This is a genomic window from Cognatishimia sp. SS12 (assembly GCF_028369055.1).
Taxonomy (GTDB): Bacteria; Pseudomonadota; Alphaproteobacteria; order Rhodobacterales; family Rhodobacteraceae; genus Cognatishimia.
The window spans coordinates 133,134-150,392 of the sequence record NZ_JAQNCZ010000006.1 but is presented as its reverse complement, the minus strand read 5'-3'; the positions used below and the strand labels follow the sequence as shown (position 1 = coordinate 150,392).

Sequence of the window (17,259 nt, the reverse complement as noted above, 5' to 3'; positions counted from 1 at the left end):
AAATCTCGACGGGTCGCGTAGAGAAGGTATGCTGACCTTAGAACAAAGCCACCAAGAGACGTTGCAAACTGAGCCTGCGGTGCTGGCTCGGGCGCAACAGAACCGGGAAAACGTGGAGCAAAAGACACAGCAGGGATACTCTGAACAGACCGTGTGGATGCTCGCGGTCAAGATGCAGCGTGATCGCGCGGCTTTCTGCAAGCTGTTTGATTATTACGCGCCGCGTCTAAAGGGGTTCGTGATGCGCTCTGGTGTATCTGGGGCCCAGGCCGAAGAGATTGTGCAGGATGTGATGCTGACGATCTGGCGCAAAGCCGGGCAGTTTGATCCGCATCGCGCGCAGGTCAGCAGTTGGATTTATCAAGTGGCCCGCAATCGCCAGATTGATGTGCTGCGACGAGAACGCAGGCCGATGCCCGAAGACTTGGCAGAGCCTGATCAAGCAACAGAGGATGCCAGCCAGATCCTCGCATTGGAACAAGAGGCGCAAAGGTTGCGCCTGGCGCTTTCCCGGCTGAAGCCGCGGCAACGTGAGATGGTGGAAAAGGCATATCTTGGGGAATTGTCCCATGCGGAGATTCAGGAAGAAACCGGCCTGCCGCTTGGCACCATCAAGTCGCGGATCAGGCTTGGCCTGGAAAAACTGCGTCATGAGCTAAAGGAACTTAGATCGTCATGAGTGAGATCAGACATCATATCTCAGAGCCGCTGATTGCCGCTTATGTTGCGGGCAATGTGGCACAACCCTATGCGTTGGTGATCGCGGCGCATGTGTCCATGTGCGAAGAATGCCGCGCCCGGATGGCGGCGCATGAAATGGCGGGCGGTGCTGTGCTTGAGGCGACCGATGGTCATGTGATCTCCACCGATCTCAGGGCGCAGGTGCTTGACGCATTGGATCATGCGGCCCCGAATGAGGCGCAGGCCTATCAGCGGTCGGGCATTTTTCCGGCGCCCGTGATGGAGGCCCTCAAGGGCAAGCCACCCAAGTGGAAATCGCTGGGCTTTGGTGTGCGGCAGTCGATCTTGCAGTCTGGCGATGACGGGTCTGTGCGCCTGCTTTACATCCCGGCGGGGCAGGAAATGCCCAACCACAGCCACGATGGGCTGGAGTTGACCTTGGTTTTGCAGGGCGCGTTCAGTGACGAAGATGGGCGGTTTGGTGTCGGCGATGTTGAGGTGGCCGATGATGACGTGGATCACGCCCCGGTGGCCGAAGCCGGCGAGGCCTGCATCTGCCTCGCCGCGACCGGCGCGCCCTTGAAATTCCGGTCATGGATGCCGCGTTTGTTGCAGCCTTTGTTCCGCATCTAAGCTGGTGCAGACACAAAAAAAACCCGCAGCGTCCGCTGCGGGTTTTTCTTTGGGATTGTGGCGCTGATTTACAGCAGCGCGCCCATTGCACGACCGGTGTCGATCATACGGTTGGAAAAGCCCCATTCGTTGTCATACCAGCTGACCACGCGGATCAGACCCTCTGACGTCACAGAGGTCTGCGGTGCTGCAAAGGTCGAAGAATGTGGATCGTGGTTAAAGTCGATCGAGACCAGCGGGCGATCTTCGTAACCCAGAACGCCCTTCAACGCGCCTTCGGCAGCTTCTTTGATGGCGGCATTGATTTCTTCGACGGTTGCGGATTTCTCAGGCACAAAGGTCAGGTCAACCAGCGATACGTTCACGGTTGGCACGCGAATGGCGGACCCTTCCAGGCGCCCCTTCAGATGCGGCAGCACTTCGGAGATTGCACGCGCTGCGCCAGTTGAGGTTGGGATCATCGAAACCGCCGCCGCGCGAGCGCGGTAGAGATCTTTGTGCGCGGCGTCGTGGGTTGGCTGATCACCGGTATATGCGTGGATGGTGGTCATGTACCCGGTCTTGATACCAAAGGTGCTGTCCAGAACCTTGGCCACAGGCGCAAGGCAGTTGGTGGTGCACGAAGCGTTTGAAACGATCACGTCGTCTGCGGTCAGATCCTGATGGTTCACGCCATAGACAACAGTGCGGTCAACTTCTTTGCCCGGGGCAGAGATCAGCACGCGCTTGGAGCCGTTTTTCAGGTGTTTGGCCGCTGTGTCGCGGGAGGTGAAAATGCCGGTGCATTCATAGGCGATGTCGACACCGTCCCATGGCAGTTCTTCGGGGTTGCGGATCGCTGTCAGTTTGATGGTCTGGTTGCCAACGGTCAGCGTGTCGCCATCGACAGTGACCTCGGCATTCAGGCGGCCATGCACGGAATCAAAGCGCAACAGATGGGCCAGCGTCTCGGCAGGGGCCAGATCGTTGATGGCCACGACTTTCACGTCGTCGACGCCATTTTCAATGATAGCGCGCAGTACATTGCGGCCGATACGGCCAAAACCGTTGATAGCGATGTTCAGGGTCATTTTAGTCCTCCGAAGTGTTCCAATTCGTCGTGCGCACAGCCTGCGAGACATGTTAGCGTTAACGTCGCTGCACCGTTATCGCTAACGGGTGCATTTTGCAAGATGTATTGCGCCGGGCAGAGATTTCCAGTGTTGGCGCGAAATGCGCCTTGATGTTTTGGTGCCGCTCGCAGACGATGCCCGCATGACAAAACGGCTCAACCTCAAGGATGTCGCGCAGCTCGTCGGCGTCAGTGAAATGACGGCGAGTCGCGCTTTGCGTGGGGCCCCAGACGTTTCACCCAAGACACGCCAAAAGGTCGAAGAGGCCGCGCGCTCCATCGGCTATGTGCCCAACCGCATCGCGGGTTCACTGTCGTCTCAGTCCGTCAATCTGGTTGCAGTGGTGGTTCCGTCGCTCAACAGCTATGTGTTTCCCGAGGTTCTGTCGGGGATTTCGTCGGTTCTGAAGTCCACCGCGCTGAAACCAGTGGTTGGCGTTTCGGGCTATCGGCTGGATGAGGAAGAAAGCGTGATCCGCGAGATGCTCAGCTGGCGGCCTTCGGGCCTGGTTGTGGCGGGGCTTGAGCATTCAGAAAGTACGCGCAAAATGCTGCGCAACGCGCATTGCCCGGTGGTTGAGGTGATGGACACCGACGGCACCCCGGTCTGTCACTGCGTGGGGGTGTCCCATATTGATGCCGGCCGCGAGATGGCAGAGCAAATTCTCGCTCGGGGCTATCGGCGTATCGGCTTTATCGGCACCAAACTGCCGCAGGATTTCCGCGCCTTGAAACGCCTGAAGGGCTTTGAAGAGGCTCTGCAGGCGGCCGGTGTGCACCTGGCGGACAGGCAGCAGGTGTCTGGGGATTCGACAATACAAAATGGCCGCAGGCTGACAGCCGAAATGTTGGCCCGCACCCCTGATTTGGACTGTGTCTACTATTCGAGCGATGTGATGTCGGTGGGCGGCTATATGCATTGTCTGGCCGAAGGGCTGTCGATCCCGGATGATTTGGCCCTCGCCGGGTTTAACAATCTGCAAATTCTCGAAGGGTTGCCCCTGTCGCTGGCGACAACAGATGCCTGTCGCCGCGAAATTGGCGTGCGCGCCGCAGAGATTATTCTGTCGCACAGCGATGCGGCGGCATCTGGATGGGTGTTTGAAAAGCTGCAGTCCAAAATCACGCTTGGCGGATCGCTGTAAGCGGAAATTGAGCGGTTCGCAATTTTCGGGAATCATCCTAGGCTGAAGATGATATGACGGAACCGCCCGCCAAAAAGCAAAACGATCCGAATGCGGCCCAGGATGGTCCGGATGCCTATGAGGATGGGATCCTGCCGCCGCCGATATACGACGCCCCTGTGACGCCCGAAGAAGACCTTTGGTTTCTGCCGGGTCCCATCGAAGAATTTGAACCCGGCGCAAGCCCGTTGTTGTATGACCGGCGGGACACTCAGAAGGGACTGCAAAAATGGCATCTCGCCGAGGCGGCGCATTATCGCGCTTTGGTGCGGGCCGCCGAAGCTCTGGCCCGTTATGCCGAACGGCTGAAAACGTTGCCCTCAGATCTGGTGGAGCGTGTCGCGCTGCAGAGCGTATCGGCGATTTTGCGCAGCGAAGGGGTCTGGCAGGCACCTGAACATATCGCGCTGTTCCGGGCACTTCGAATCGGCTCCCAAGAGGAAACGCGCGACCTGGAACGGGCGTCTTGGGCGGTCAGGCGGCTGGTCGCGGGGCGTCGTGATGACCCGTTTGATGATGGTTTGCATCGGTTTTTGGGGCGCAAAGCACTGGAGGATCCCAGTGATTTGCCCGGTGAAGGCCAAGCGGCCGGGCCGGAATTGGCGGCGCTTGGGGCCACGTGGCAGCGGCTTTTGCAAGGGGCAGGGGAGTTGCATCCGCTAACCCGCGGGGCCTGTGGTTTGTTTTTGTGGCGGCGTTTGAGTGTCACATCAATCGACATGGCGCTCGAGCCGATGGTGGCCATGTCTTTAATGGCGGCCGGATCGCAAGCCCCCTTTGCGCCAATGCCCGATTCTTTGCCGCAATTGCATGCGCGCGCGCAGGATCCGGAAATATCATTAGGCCTTTATTATCAAACGGTTGAACAGGGCGCGCTTGCGGCGCTGCTAGAATTGGACCGTTTGCAGACATGGCGCGAAAAAGCGCGCGCCGAAACTGCAGATTTGCAAGGGCGGACGCCCGCGCGCATGATTGATGCGGCGCTGCGATTTCCGGTGTTTTCCGCCGAGCTGGCAGCGCGCATGGCGGGCTGTTCCTTGATGTCGGCGCGGCGCAATCTTAACCTTTTTCAGGCGCGCGGGCTGATGCGCGAAGTGACCGGCCAGCAGCGCTATCGGTTCTGGGCGGCGCAGCTTTAGGTGATCGCCCACTTGACGGATCGTTTTTCCTGCCCAACAATCTAGGAGTCGCGACTCTCGCCGCTGCAACGACTGGGGCGAAACGCGCACAGCTGCTGAGGCAGAACTATTTCACAGGCATAGGCTGCGCTATTTGCGCTGACTTCCTTCGGGCATGAGATTTAGCCGGGGAGGGAAGGACTTGCGTGTTTTTACCATTATCGGGCCGTCTCAAACAGGTAAGTCAACTTTGGCCGCGGCATTGGCGGGGCTGGAGGGAACCCAGAGCAAGAAGTTTTCGGTAGAGGGCGTCGGTACCATCACGCCATTTACCTATATGAACGACGAATGGGCCGTCATCGACATGGATGGCGGTATCGAGAATCTGTCACACGCGGGTCCCACGGTGGCCTGCAGCGATGCTGCAGTCCTCTGCGTGTCGGCAGATGCGGACGCGGCTGATCTCGCTGCACCCTATATGCGCCTTCTCGAAGAGTCCGATGTCCCCAGCATCCTCTTCGTAAACAGGGTGGATACGGCCACAAGCCGGATAAGCGAGATCGCCGCGGCCCTGCAAACCTATTGCAATCACCACATTCTGTTGCGGCAGGTCCCTTTGCGGTCCGGCGATGCAATCACGGGGACCGTTGATCTGGTGTCCGAACGCGCGTGGAAATTCCGTGACGGGCATCGCTCAGCCTTGGTTGAAATTCCGGCTGAAATGCAGGCGCGCGAAAATGAGGCGCGCACCGAAATGCTGGAGACTCTGGCGGATTTTGATGACGCCCTGCTGGAGCAGCTGATTGAAGACAAACAGCCCCTCCCCGAAGAGATCTATGACGTGGCAAAACAGACCCTGCAACACCATGATTTGGTGCCTACGCTGATCGGATCTGCAACCCATGGCAATGGCATTCAGCGGTTGATGAAATCGCTGCGGCACGAGGCACCGGATGTGGGCCGCGCCTGGGCGCGGCTCTCCACGAAAGGTCAGGCGGTGGCTGTGCCGATCATGGCGGATCAGGTGAAACACCTAGGCAAAACGGTGATGTTGCGCGTTTTGCAAGGGCAGCTGGCAGCCAGCGATCAGCTGGGCGGCAGCGCGCTTGGGGGGTTGACCCATATCGGCGCGCAATCCCAAGCCGACACGCAAGGGTGCCTCAAACTCGCTGTGAAATCGGATCATCTGAATTTGGGTCAGGTCTATGATCAGGACGGTAAGGCCCCGTTGCCCGGTTGGGCGCGGCCACATGTTGCCAATTATCGGCGGGTGATCACACCGGACCATGAAAAAGACGATGCCCGGCTTTCCGGTGCGCTTGAACGCCTGCGCGAAATAGACCCTGCGCTGCGGATAGATGTGGATTTGGGCACCGGACATGCGGTGCTGGCGACGCAGGGTCCGCAGCATATGCGCCGTTCGTTGGCGCTGCTGGAGGATCGGTTTGGCATCAAAGTGTCGACGCGCAAAGTGCCGCCTGACCTGCGCGAAACCGTGCTGCGCCCAGTCCGACAGTCTTATCGACACCGCAAACAATCTGGCGGTGCAGGGCAATTTGCAGATGTGCAGGTTGAATTGCGCCCGCAGGACCGCGGATCTGGCTTCTTTTTCAGCGACCTCGTCAAAGGCGGCGCGGTGCCGAAGAACTATATTCCGGCGGTCGAAGCCGGCGCGATCGAAGCGCTGGACGAGGGGCTGCATGGCTATCCGGTTGTGGATGTGGCGGTGACATTGCTGGACGGAAAACACCATGCGGTCGACAGTTCCGACTATGCCTTTCGGCAGGCGGGCAAAAATGCCGTACGCGCGGCCATTGCCAAGGCGGGCACCGTGGTCTTGCAGCCCATCATGGAGGTGCAGATTCATGTGCCGTCGGTTTTCTCGGGCGGATTGGTGCCAGTGATCAGCGGCCTGAAAGGGCAGGTCCTGGGGTTTGAAGCCCATGAATATTGCGCTGGGTGGGACGTATTTCGCGCCAGCTTGCCGATGGGCTCGCAAGATGCTCTGGCCCAAGCCTTAGCCGCGGCAACCCGTGGGACGGCCTGGTTTGAGAGCGCATTTCAGCATTACACAGAAGTTTACGAGAAGGACGCAATTGTCGCCTGAGCCCTTGTTTTCGGGCCGCCGCGACAAAGCGTTGCAACCTGATTGATTGCAGCGAAACTCTGTTCTAAAAGGGCGGCAATGAATCTCCGTGTCAGCTGCGTGTAAGCCAAGCGGCATAGGAACTCTCTGAACCTGCGCGACCGGAACTCCGGACAGCGCAAAACCTCTCTAAGACCGGTGAAAGGCGAATTTCATGACCGAAACATCGAAACCAGACGTATTGTATACAATTGTAGACGAAGCACCGGAGCTGGCCTCTGCCTCGCTTCTGCCGATTGTGCGTTCCTTTGCTGCGGCGGCCGGTCTGGACGTCGGCACGAAGGATATTTCCTTGGCGGGCCGGATCATTTCGACCTTCCCTGAATTCCTGACCGAAGCGCAGCGCCAATCTGATGATCTCGCCGCCCTGGGTGGTCTGGTGAAAACACCGGATGCCAATGTGATCAAACTGCCGAATATTTCGGCCTCGGTGCCGCAACTGGTCGCGGCCGTGACCGAATTACAGGGCAAAGGCTATGCGCTGCCAGATTACCCGGAAGAGCCGAAGACCGACGAAGAAAAAGCGATCCGTGCGCGGTATGACAGCATCAAAGGCTCCGCGGTGAACCCGGTGCTCCGCGAAGGCAACTCTGATCGTCGTGCGGCCAAAGCCGTTAAGAACTATGCGCAAAACAACCCGCATTCGATGGGCGCATGGTCATCTGATAGCAAGACCAAGGTCAGCTCCATGCCGGGCGATGACTTCTATGCCAACGAAAAATCCGCGACCATCACCGCAGATCAGGCGGGCGATGCGAAAATCGAATTTGTGGCAGCAGATGGCTCTGTCACTGTTCTGAAAGCAGGCTGGCCGCTGGAAGAGGGCACCGTGGCTGACGCGACCTATATGTCGGCAGCGGCGCTGTCGTCCTTCCTGACGGATGCGATCGAGGACACCATTGCCGACGGCACCATGTTCTCGCTGCACATGAAAGCCACTATGATGAAAGTGTCTGACCCGATCATCTTTGGCCACGCCGTCAAAGCATGGTTGGGCCCGGTCTGGGACAAGCACGGCGCGGCAATTGCCGCTGCGGGCGGGTCGCCAAACTCCGGTCTGGCTGATGTTCTGGCTGCGATTGAAACGCTGGGCAATGCCGCTGAGATCAAAGCGGACATCGCAGCGCTTGAGCGCCCATCCATGTATATGGTCGACAGCGACAAGGGCATCACCAACCTGCATGTGCCTTCTGATGTGATCATTGATGCGTCGATGCCAGCGGTCATCCGTGCCGGCGGCAAGGGTTGGGATGAAACCGGCAGCAAAGGTGACACCAACTGTGTGATCCCGGATCGCTGCTATTCGACTGTCTATGATGAGACCATCAATTTCTTCAAAGCCAATGGCGCGCTCGATGTGACCACCGCAGGCGCTGTGGCCAACGTGGGCCTGATGGCGCAGAAAGCTGAAGAATACGGCAGCCACCCCACCACGTTCGAAGCGCCGGGCGCGGGCAGCATTCGCATTGTTCTGGCCAATGGCGAGACGCTGCACAGCCACGAAGTGGCAGCAGGCGATATCTGGCGTGCGTGCACGGCCAAAAAAGCGCCGATCGAAAACTGGATCGAACTGGCGCTGGATCGCCAGCGCCTAACCGGGTCTGAAGCCATCTTCTGGCTTGATGCCAACCGCGCGCATGACGCCGAACTGATCGCCTATGTAAAGCCAGCGCTGGAAGCGGCGGGTGTGGCTGACAAATTCTTGATCATGGCACCGCGCGAAGCGACCGCCCAGACGCTGAAAACCATCACATCGGGCCAGGACAGCATTGCGATCACTGGCAACGTGTTGCGTGATTATCTGACCGACCTGTTCCCGATCCTGGAATTGGGAACATCGGCCAAGATGCTGTCGATTGTTAAGCTGATGAACGGCGGTGGCCTGTTTGAAACAGGTGCCGGCGGCTCTGCGCCAAAGCACGTGCAGCAGCTGATGGAAGAAAACCACCTGCGCTGGGATTCGATGGGGGAGTTCTGCGCGCTTGGCGAGAGCTTCAACTTCCTTGCGGACACGCAGGGCCACGCCAAAGCCGGTGTGCTGGGCACTGCCGCCGAGGCCGCGACCCAGGGCATTCTGGATAACAACAAGTCGCCGTCGCGCAAAGTGGGTGAACCGGACAACCGTGACAGCCACTATTGGTTCGCGCGTTATTGGGCAGAGGCTCTTGCGCAGCAGACCGAAGACGTGGAACTGGCCACGCATTTCTCTGAAATTGCAGAGCAGCTGGCACAGAACGAAGCGAAAATTGTTGCAGAGCTGGCCGCGGTTCAGGGTCAGCCGGTTGATCTGGGGGGGTATTTCAAGACCGACCCAGAGAAGACCGCAGCAGTGATGCGGCCAAGCGCGACGCTGAATGAAATCATCGGTTAATCACCGCTGAGCAAGACTGAAAAAACCGCCCGGGGGGAACCTCGGGCGGTTTTTCCTTGCTGTGCTGCGCCATGATCAGGAGTTGGCGACAGACTTTCGATCTTCGATTTCCTGCTTCAGTAGCGTTTCGTAAATATGGCGATCTTGCATGTCCTGCGTGTTGGCCGCTTCCAGGCTACGACGGGTGGCCGACATCTTGAGGATCTTGTGATAGCTGTCAGAGCGCGCCTCGACGCGGGCGACGGCGTTCTGCAATGAGGTCAAACTGCCAGCGCGGGTCAGCGAGATCAGAGATACAGGTTCCCCGGCGCAGATCTGAATGGGGTGCTCCGCGTCCTGCACACTGCGCAAGTCGCGCAGTTTGCGGTTCAATGCTTTTTCCAGCTCAAACTGCGAAAAGGGTTTGCGGCTGCTGGACGCGATGGCAAATACGCCATTGCCGCGATATGTCACAAGGTCGCCGTCACTGCCGTAATCTTGCGCCAGAAGCTGACTGATGTCGCCCAAGAGCGTGCGAAATTCGACGCGCGACATGTTGCGAAAGATTTTTTCGACGTTCAGGATTTTGATGGCGAGGACGCTGGTCAGCAGCATCCGCATCCGCGAGAGCTGCAGCAGGTAGTTTTCGAACGAGACATAGCCCACGACACGTTCGATGCCGAGTATTTCAACTGGTTCGCTCAGACTGTGCTCGACGCTGCGCGCCAGATCATGTTTCAACGAATTGATCTCGGCCCGGCGGCGTTGTGTTTGGCTTTGTTCTTCAATCAGCCGTTCGGCGTTTTTCAGGCGGCTGAAGAGTTCGAGAAACTCGAAGGGCTTGGAAATATAATCGGTGGCCCCGGCCTGAAACGCACGGTCGACAAATTTCTTTTGCGCCATCGCGGTCAGCATCAGGATGGGCGTTTTCTGATAGGCCGACATCTGGCGCAATCTTTGGCATAATTCGATGCCATCCATGCCGGGCATCTGGATATCAAGCAAGAAGCAGTCAAACTCTGGGTCGACGTGGCCGGCCACGGCCAGCGCCTTTTGTGCGCTTGGAACGGTGGTAATGTAATGGCTGGTCTCTGCCGCAATCGAAGCGGAGAGAAGTTCGCGGATATTTTCGTCGTCGTCGACCGCAAGAATGCGCATGTCTGATCCCATCTCGTTGCTTCAACTGACGCGGGTGATCGCCCTTGGCAATCGGCGCAGCAGCGAAACCCAATCATTCAACTGGATTATGAAAAGTTTAGATATCTGGGCAGTTTGGCAGGAAGTGGGCGAATTAAGGTCAAAATAGGGCCGATATCCCGTAGGTTGATCAACAATCCAATTGCAATTTTGAAACAATGCCGGCTAATCACCCATAAATTGTAAAAATTGCCAAAGAATTAAACCGGCTTTAACCTCATATAGATACTTTGTTCATGTGAGGCAGAAAAAAATAGTTCGGAAGAAACTGAATGAGCATTACTGCGTATAAGCGGACGATTACCGAAACGGAATCGCCGCGGCAGATCGAGCGTCGCATTTTGTCAAATGTGACAGCCGACTTGGAATCCCGCCATCTGGCCTTTGATCAGGCCGCAACCTCTGGTGACAAACTGGCGCTTTTGGCGGATGGGCTGCGTGACAGCCTTTGGCACAATGAACGGATATGGATGGCGCTGCGCAATGATCTTGCCGACAGTGGCAATGCGTTGCCTCCAGATTTGCGAGCGGGGTTGATTTCGCTTGCGCTCTGGGTTGAAACTCATACCCAGAAGGTCCTCGCGGGCCAGCAGAAAATTAAGCCGTTGCTGGACATCAACCGCAGTATCATTCGCGGTTTGGAAGGCAATCCGATGCATGTGATGGAATAAGAATTGGCGCTACGTCTGACTCTGAAACCCAATGAGAAAATCGTCATCAACGGCTGCGTGATCCGCAATGCCGATCGGCGACAGTTGCTGACGATTGAAAACCACGCCGATATCGTGCGTGGGGTGGATTTGCTCGACGATGACGAGGCGGGTACGCCGGTCAAGAACGTCTATTTCTTTATTCAAACCGCCTTGCTCAACCCGCCTGTGCGGGATGAATTGGTGCCCGTGATCCAAAAGGATTTGGCGGCTTTGGTGCCGATCTTCCATGAGGAAATCGGCGGCCATATCTTTGAAGCGGCAAACCACGTGTCATGCGGGGATTACTATAAGGCCATGCGTGCGTTGCGCCCGTTGATGAAATACGAAGCGGACTTGCTGGAGATGATCAACGGCAAAGCCGAACGCGCGGCGGCGGAGTAGGGCCATGGTTCTCAGCATCAATGGACTAAGCAGTCAGCTGGCGCTGAACCTGATTGATCGAACCCGCGACCGGCAGCTCGAAGTGCTGCGCAACGAGGTCGGGCATCAACGGGCCGCAGATACATTCCGCGAACGCATTGGGGCGATCACCACCCCGGAAGAATTCGTCAAGGATTTCGAAGTCTATTCCTTTGTCATGCGCGCCTTTGATCTTGAAGATCAGATTTTCGGCAAGGGCATGATGCGCAAGATTCTGGAAAGCGATCCCAGCGATGATGAGTCTCTGGTCAATCGCCTGACCAGCGAAAGCTTCTCCGAGATTCACGAGGTGCTGGCCTTTACCACCGAGGCCGGGCCCCAGGTGCCGAATTTCAACAATGTCGCCTGGCAAGAAGCCATCGTGAGCCGTTATTTTGAAACGGTGTACCAAAATGAATATGACGCCCAGAATGACACAGTGGGCACGGTGCTGGAGTTTCGCGGGCGTCTTGGCGAAATCGACAATTGGTTTGATGTCCTGAAAGACAAAGAGATGGGCGAGTTTTTCCGCACCGCTCTGGGTCTGCCCAAAGAAATGGGCACGCTGGACATTGATATGCAGGCGGGCATCTTTGAAAAGAAATTTGACCTCGCCAAACTGAGCGATCCGGATGAGGTTGAGCGGCTGATCACCCGTTATGTCGCGATTTCCGATGTGCTCAACCCGCCGCAGACTCAGACCAGCAGCATCGCCGTTCAATTGCTCAGCAATTCTGCCAGTGGCCAGTTTGTGCCGATCACCATCGACATCCCCAGCATCACACCGTCTGGCGCGTCAATTTACGGCTGATCAGTCGATCATCTCTTCTTCGTCGGTCTCAGGCAGCTCGATCTCGCCCGCTTCGGCCAGTTGAATGGCCGTTTCCACCATTTCCGACTGTGCCTGTTTCACGTCGCGTGATTTGACCGGGCCCATGGCCTTCATTTCATCCACCAGCATATCGCGCGAGCGCGCAGGCATGGAGGCCAGGAAGTGGTCTCGAATTTCCTTTTCGGCCCCGCGCAGGGCAAGGGGCAGGGTATTGCCGCTGACTTCACGCATGACGCGGGCCAAAGCGTTGGGCTTCAGCTGGGTCAGATCATCGAACACAAACATCTTTTGTTTGATCGCCCGCAGTTTTTCCGGGATTTTTTGTTCCAACTCGCGCGACAGGCCCTCGAACAATTTGGTGTCCAGCTTGTTGAACACTTTGACCAATTTCTTCTCGGCCTCAGCTTCAGCGTTGTGTCCGGCCTTGGCCAGGACTTCGCGGCGCAGGCTGTCCTCGATGGCGCGGATCGCCTCGACCGGCAGCTCTTCGATGGCGACCATCCGTTCGACCAGATCCACGGAGCGATCATTGCCAAGCAAAGGCAGGACCTTGGCCACCGCATCTGGGCTGATCCGCGACAAGATCACCGCCACGGTCTGGTTGTGTTCCTTGCGCAGATAATCGGCAAGCATCTTTTCATCCAGCAACGACAGGTCTTTCCAAAGATCACCGGTGCCGCTGCCTTCGATTTCCTCAAGAATCTCGGCCACCCGGTCCTCGGGCAAGAACCCTTTCAGCAGCCCGCGCGCCGCCTCGATGGAGCCGGTGATTCCGCCGTAGCTGGACACTTTCTGCCCAAATTCGCGCATGACCTCTTCGACGATCTCAGCCTGCACTTCACCCATCGCAGAAATGGCGCGGGTGATCTGGGAGATTTCCTTAGTGTCCAGCTGCTGCATCAGCGCGCTTCCCCGTTCTTCCCCCAGACACAGGAAAAGGATCGCCGATTTCTCGGGGCCGGTCAGGCGCTTGGCGCGGCGGAAAGATGCAAACTGGTTCATGCAGCGGCCTTGGCTTTGGGTGTATCAAGGATTGTTTCCATGAATACCCATTTTCTATTCTTGTATATCAACAATAGCACTGTTGGCGGCGTAAAAACAATTGTGTTTTCAGCGTGCCTAACCGCCGCCTGCATAGGGCAGATAGGACTCCATAAGCGAGCCGGCCAGCATGTACCAGCCATCAATCAGGACAAAGAAAATGACCTTGAAGGGCAGCGATACGATGACCGGCGGCAACATCATCATGCCGGCGCTCATCAGCACCGATGCAACGATCAAATCAATCGCGATGAAGGGCAAATACAGCAGAAAGCCAATGGTGAAGGCCCGCCGCAATTCCGAGATCATGAAGCTGGGCACCAGAATGCGCCATTCGACATCATCCGGGCTTTCTGCGGCCACCTCGGGGTCGGTTTGACCTGCGATATCGCGAAACAGCGCCATATCCTTTTCGCGGGTATTGGCGAACATGAAGGATTTGAAGGGGTCTGACATCGCTTCGATCGCCTGTTCTTCGGTGATCGAATTCTGAATGAGGGGCCGCAAACCGGTTTGGAATGCGTCGTCAAACACCGGCTCCATCACGAAATAGGTCATGAAGAGCGCCATGGCGTTCAGCACCATGTTGGGGGGGGTCTGGTTCAGGCCCAGAGCAGAGCGCAGCATCGAGAACACGATGACAAAGCGGGTAAAGCTGGTCATGACCACCAAAAGACCCGGCGCGATGCTGAGCACGGTGATCAGCGCAAAAAGCTGAATGATCCGGCCCGACAGGCTGGCGCTTGTGTCGCTGCCAGGTTCGGCATCGCTGAGGGAGGTCGACAGATCGCGGATCAGACTGCCAATATCCGCGTCTTGCGCCATCGCCGTTGGCACCGCGCAGCACAGTGCCAGCACCAGCGCGGTGCCCAAAACGGTCCAGAATTTGCAGGGCTGTGTCACAGGGGTGCCGCTTAGTTGCCGGGGATGAAATCCTTGACGATTTCACGCAGCGCGACGCCGATGAAATCGCCATTGACCTTGACCAGATCGCCGCGCGCGACCATGCGATCATTGATCATAATGTCGATCGGGTCGCCGACCTTGCGGTCAAGTTCGATCACGGATCCGCGCGTCAGCTCCAAAAGATCAGCGATTGACATGCGGCTGCGGCCAAGCACCACGCGCACATCCAGTTTGACGTTATAGAGCGCATCAATGTTGCGCCCATCCTGCCCCTCTGCGATGGCGGCTGACAGCGTGGTGGCATCCAGCTTGCTCTCAAGCGCCTCAGTCGCTTCGGGGGCGCGGGGCGGGTCCAGATCGGGGCCGTTTTCTGGGGTGTCTTCTGACATGATTTAGACCTTTTGGTTTTCGTTTTGCATCTGCGCCGAGGCGCTGCGAAGCGCGCTAAGCACCCCGTCACACACGCGATCAAGACTGTAGGACAGGAACCCGTTTTCCCAGCTGACGCGGGCTTCACCGCGCGCCAGGCTGTCGTCTTCCAAGAAATTGGGCGCTTGGATATTTTCGCTGCGCGCAAGCTCCGCCAATGGGCGCTCGAGCGCGGCTTTCGTCTCTGGGCAAAGGCGCACGGTGATCTGGGCTTGGCGGCCGCCGATGTGCAGGGCTTCGGCCAGTTTGGCGTGCACCAAAGGGTGCGAATAGTGCTGCAACAGCTCTGGGACCACGCGCTCTGCGATGTCCAGAACCATATCGATCAGATCTTGCTCCAACTCGGCGCGGTGTTGGGCATCTCTTTGATGAATATCGGAAATTTGCGTTTTGATGGCGGCAAGCGCAGCGCAGCGCAGTTTTTCTTCGGCGTCCAGCGCCATGCGCTGACCTTCCTCAATGCCCTGCGCCAAGGCGGCCTCACCGGCGGCCTGCCGTGCGTCAGAAAGGAGTTTGGCAAGTTCGGATTCGGTGAAGGTATAGACTGGTTCCGCCGGTTCGCCGGTGGATGACGCGCCGTTTCTCATCCGGTCCTGTTCTGCATCAAAATCGCGCAGGGTAAGGCCCATCATGCATCCGCCTCCGAACGCAGCCAGGTGCGCAGAACGCGCAGTACGTCATCGGGTTTTTCTTCGGCCATATTCTGGATCGCTTCGACCCGCGCCTTGATCAGATTGCCGCGCACACCCAATGTTTCGATATATTCATGCGGGCCATCTTCTTCATCTAGTTCAAAGATGCTGGTGACGCCTGGGGCCTTGGGATCAAAACTCAGCCCGCTGGGTTTTGTCCGCGTGATGTCGCGGTCCGGCAGCGGCGCGGCGTTGGTGCCGGTGGCATCGGGCATCGGTTGGTTGGCCAGCGTTGGCAAAACTTCGGGCGTTTTGTCCGCACCGACAGAGGCTGCGCCTTCTGGGGCCGCCAGCGCGGCAGCGGCATCGCCAGCGGGCGGCAGTTGCGACTGAGGTTTTTCCAACAGGGTCCGCAGGGCAGGGCGCACGCCTAGGATCATGACCAGCGCCACGATCATCAGGCCCAGCAATCCGCGCAGGATCGGCACGATATTACGGGTCAGCTGTTCGCCCATCGACAGGGTGATCGGGTCGCCGACCTCCATCGAATAATCCATGAAACGCAGGCTATCGACCGAAACATTATCGCCGCGACCAGAATTAAAGCCGACAGAGGTTTTCACCAGCTCGGTCAGGCGCTGAATTTCGGCAGCTTCGCGATCGGAATAGATCACCTCGCCGTCTTCAACATTATAGATGCCGTTCACAAGGACCGCGACGGAAATGCGTTTGATTTCACCGGCTTCGCGCACCACCTCGCGGCGGGTATTGCCGATTTCATATTGTACGGTTTCGCCGCTTTTGGATTGCGACGACGAGGGCGCGGCGGTGCCGTCACCCTGTAGCGCGGCCGGAATATTGTTTTCAACCCCGACGCCGCCACCGCCACCTTCGGTACCAGCCTGTTCTTCGGCGCGACTTTCGGTGGAGCGGACGACCTGCTGATCTGGGTTATAGCTTTGTTCAATCACCACTTCGCGTGCGGTGGTCAGCTCGACGTTCACCCGCACCCGTGCGTTGCCGGCACCAACCCGCGCGGTCAGCATATTGCGCACTTCTTGGGCCAGCCGTTCTTCGATGCTGGATTTGGTGGATTGCAGCGTCACCTGCGTGTCGCCCTCGCCCGCTTCGGCCAAGATGACCTCGCCGCTGGCTGACAGAACCGTCACGCGGCCGAGTTCCAGCTCTGCCACAGACGATGCCACCAGATTGCGAATGGCCGACGCTTGTTTGCGGCTGATGGTGCGGCCCGGCACCGGGCGCACAATGATCGAGGCGCGCGGATTTGGCCGCTCGCGCGAGAAAGCTTCGCGTTCCGGTAGCACAAGATGCACGCGGGCGCTTTGCACCCCTTCCAAGGTCTGGATGGAGCGGGCAAGTTCACCTTCCATCGCGCGTAGGCGGTTCACGCGCTGCATGAAGGTGTTCATCGCCAGACCTGAGGCTTCGTCAAACAATTCCCAGCCGGGATCGCCCTCAATCGGGATGCCGGTTTCCGCAAGCACCATGCGCGCCCGCGCCAGCGCATTAGAGGGCACCATGACCGTGGCCCCGTCTTCGGACATGCGGGCGTCAAATCCGGCGTTGGCGAGTGTCGCCTCAACCGAGGTGGCGGTGGCAGGCGACAGGTTTTTGTAGAGTGCGGCGTAGTCTGGTGTCGTGATTGCGCTGATTCCGAGAATCAGGGCCGTCATGACGCCTGCCCCCACACCCCCAAGGATCATCAGGCGCTTCTGGCCGAGGTCCGTTAGGTTCTGGATCACATTTTGCATGACAACTCCGCTGCGCATAGGCGATTAAAAACAACGTAAACTATTTTTGCAGACCAAGTAAATAACCATGTCTATACTTGCAATCTTTATGAATAAATAGGAATATAGTTCTTGT

Annotated in this window: 17 protein-coding genes; 10 read left to right on the top strand and 7 right to left on the bottom strand. The window is 57.8% G+C overall.

Annotated elements, in window-relative coordinates; genetic code table 11:
- The first annotated feature begins 28 nt into the window (after positions 1 to 28).
- Together N6L24_RS14155 and N6L24_RS14150 are read left to right on the top strand one after the other, a co-directional pair.
- A complete protein-coding gene (locus tag N6L24_RS14155; RefSeq protein ID WP_442872606.1) occupies positions 29 to 679 on the top strand; it encodes a sigma-70 family RNA polymerase sigma factor in 651 nt (216 codons plus the stop codon).
- The gene (locus tag N6L24_RS14150; RefSeq protein ID WP_271845350.1) at positions 676 to 1,314 is read left to right on the top strand and encodes a ChrR family anti-sigma-E factor; all 639 of its coding nucleotides are present in this window, start codon (positions 676 to 678) and stop codon (positions 1,312 to 1,314) included. Before N6L24_RS14155 ends, N6L24_RS14150 begins: the two co-directional genes overlap by 4 nt.
- 68 nt (positions 1,315 to 1,382) lie before the next feature.
- Here N6L24_RS14150 and gap read toward each other — a convergent pair whose 3' ends face one another.
- Positions 1,383 to 2,384 carry a type I glyceraldehyde-3-phosphate dehydrogenase gene (gap, locus tag N6L24_RS14145; RefSeq protein ID WP_271845349.1) on the bottom strand — a complete coding sequence of 334 codons (1,002 nt, stop codon included), beginning with the start codon at positions 2,382 to 2,384 and terminating at the stop codon, positions 1,383 to 1,385.
- A 184-nt stretch (positions 2,385 to 2,568) separates the two neighbouring features.
- On the opposite strand from gap, the gene N6L24_RS14140 reads away from it, so the two are divergent.
- From N6L24_RS14140 to N6L24_RS14125, 4 genes are all read left to right on the top strand, one after another.
- Positions 2,569 to 3,570 (top strand): LacI family DNA-binding transcriptional regulator, encoded by a 1,002-nt coding sequence (locus N6L24_RS14140; protein ID WP_271845348.1) that lies wholly within the window; start codon positions 2,569 to 2,571, stop codon positions 3,568 to 3,570.
- A 53-nt stretch (positions 3,571 to 3,623) separates the two neighbouring features.
- A complete protein-coding gene (locus N6L24_RS14135) occupies positions 3,624 to 4,748 on the top strand; it encodes a hypothetical protein (protein WP_271845347.1) in 1,125 nt (374 codons plus the stop codon).
- A gap of 181 nt (positions 4,749 to 4,929) precedes the next feature.
- Complete coding sequence (locus tag N6L24_RS14130) at positions 4,930 to 6,834, top strand: elongation factor G (RefSeq protein ID WP_271845346.1); 1,905 nt, start codon at positions 4,930 to 4,932, stop codon at positions 6,832 to 6,834.
- Between the two features lie 193 nt (positions 6,835 to 7,027).
- On the top strand, positions 7,028 to 9,244 hold the full coding sequence (locus tag N6L24_RS14125; RefSeq protein ID WP_271845345.1) for an NADP-dependent isocitrate dehydrogenase: 2,217 nt from the start codon (positions 7,028 to 7,030) through the stop codon (positions 9,242 to 9,244).
- A 75-nt stretch (positions 9,245 to 9,319) separates the two neighbouring features.
- Here N6L24_RS14125 and N6L24_RS14120 read toward each other — a convergent pair whose 3' ends face one another.
- On the bottom strand, positions 9,320 to 10,381 hold the full coding sequence (locus tag N6L24_RS14120; RefSeq protein WP_271845344.1) for a response regulator: 1,062 nt from the start codon (positions 10,379 to 10,381) through the stop codon (positions 9,320 to 9,322).
- On the opposite strand from N6L24_RS14120, the gene N6L24_RS14115 reads away from it, so the two are divergent.
- The 4 genes from N6L24_RS14115 to N6L24_RS14100 all read left to right on the top strand — a co-directional run bounded on the left by N6L24_RS14115 (position 10,380) and on the right by N6L24_RS14100 (position 12,343).
- Entirely contained in the window at positions 10,380 to 10,529 is a 150-nt protein-coding gene (locus tag N6L24_RS14115) for a hypothetical protein (protein WP_271845343.1), read from the top strand. The genes N6L24_RS14120 and N6L24_RS14115 overlap by 2 nt on opposite strands.
- A 163-nt stretch (positions 10,530 to 10,692) precedes the next feature.
- On the top strand, positions 10,693 to 11,091 hold the full coding sequence (locus N6L24_RS14110) for a flagellar biosynthesis regulator FlaF (protein WP_271845342.1): 399 nt from the start codon (positions 10,693 to 10,695) through the stop codon (positions 11,089 to 11,091).
- Between the two features lie 3 nt (positions 11,092 to 11,094).
- On the top strand, positions 11,095 to 11,514 hold the full coding sequence (locus N6L24_RS14105; RefSeq protein WP_271845341.1) for a flagellar biosynthesis repressor FlbT: 420 nt from the start codon (positions 11,095 to 11,097) through the stop codon (positions 11,512 to 11,514).
- Between the two features lie 4 nt (positions 11,515 to 11,518).
- A complete protein-coding gene (locus tag N6L24_RS14100) occupies positions 11,519 to 12,343 on the top strand; it encodes a DUF1217 domain-containing protein (RefSeq protein ID WP_271845340.1) in 825 nt (274 codons plus the stop codon).
- On the opposite strand, the gene N6L24_RS14095 is transcribed toward N6L24_RS14100, so the two are convergent.
- The 5 genes from N6L24_RS14095 to fliF form a co-directional block, all read right to left on the bottom strand.
- Positions 12,344 to 13,366, bottom strand: a complete 1,023-nt coding sequence (locus tag N6L24_RS14095; protein WP_271845339.1) for a flagellar motor switch protein FliG — start codon at positions 13,364 to 13,366, stop codon at positions 12,344 to 12,346.
- Positions 13,367 to 13,483: 117 nt separating this feature from the next.
- A complete protein-coding gene (gene fliP, locus N6L24_RS14090) occupies positions 13,484 to 14,230 on the bottom strand; it encodes a flagellar type III secretion system pore protein FliP (RefSeq protein ID WP_271845454.1) in 747 nt (248 codons plus the stop codon).
- A gap of 89 nt (positions 14,231 to 14,319) precedes the next feature.
- Complete coding sequence (gene fliN / locus N6L24_RS14085; protein WP_271845338.1) at positions 14,320 to 14,700, bottom strand: flagellar motor switch protein FliN; 381 nt, start codon at positions 14,698 to 14,700, stop codon at positions 14,320 to 14,322.
- Between the two features lie 3 nt (positions 14,701 to 14,703).
- On the bottom strand, positions 14,704 to 15,372 hold the full coding sequence (locus N6L24_RS14080) for a FliH/SctL family protein (protein ID WP_271845337.1): 669 nt from the start codon (positions 15,370 to 15,372) through the stop codon (positions 14,704 to 14,706).
- Positions 15,369 to 17,144 (bottom strand): flagellar basal-body MS-ring/collar protein FliF, encoded by a 1,776-nt coding sequence (fliF, locus tag N6L24_RS14075; protein WP_271845336.1) that lies wholly within the window; start codon positions 17,142 to 17,144, stop codon positions 15,369 to 15,371. Before fliF ends, N6L24_RS14080 begins: the two co-directional genes overlap by 4 nt.
- Positions 17,145 to 17,259 lie beyond the last annotated feature (115 nt).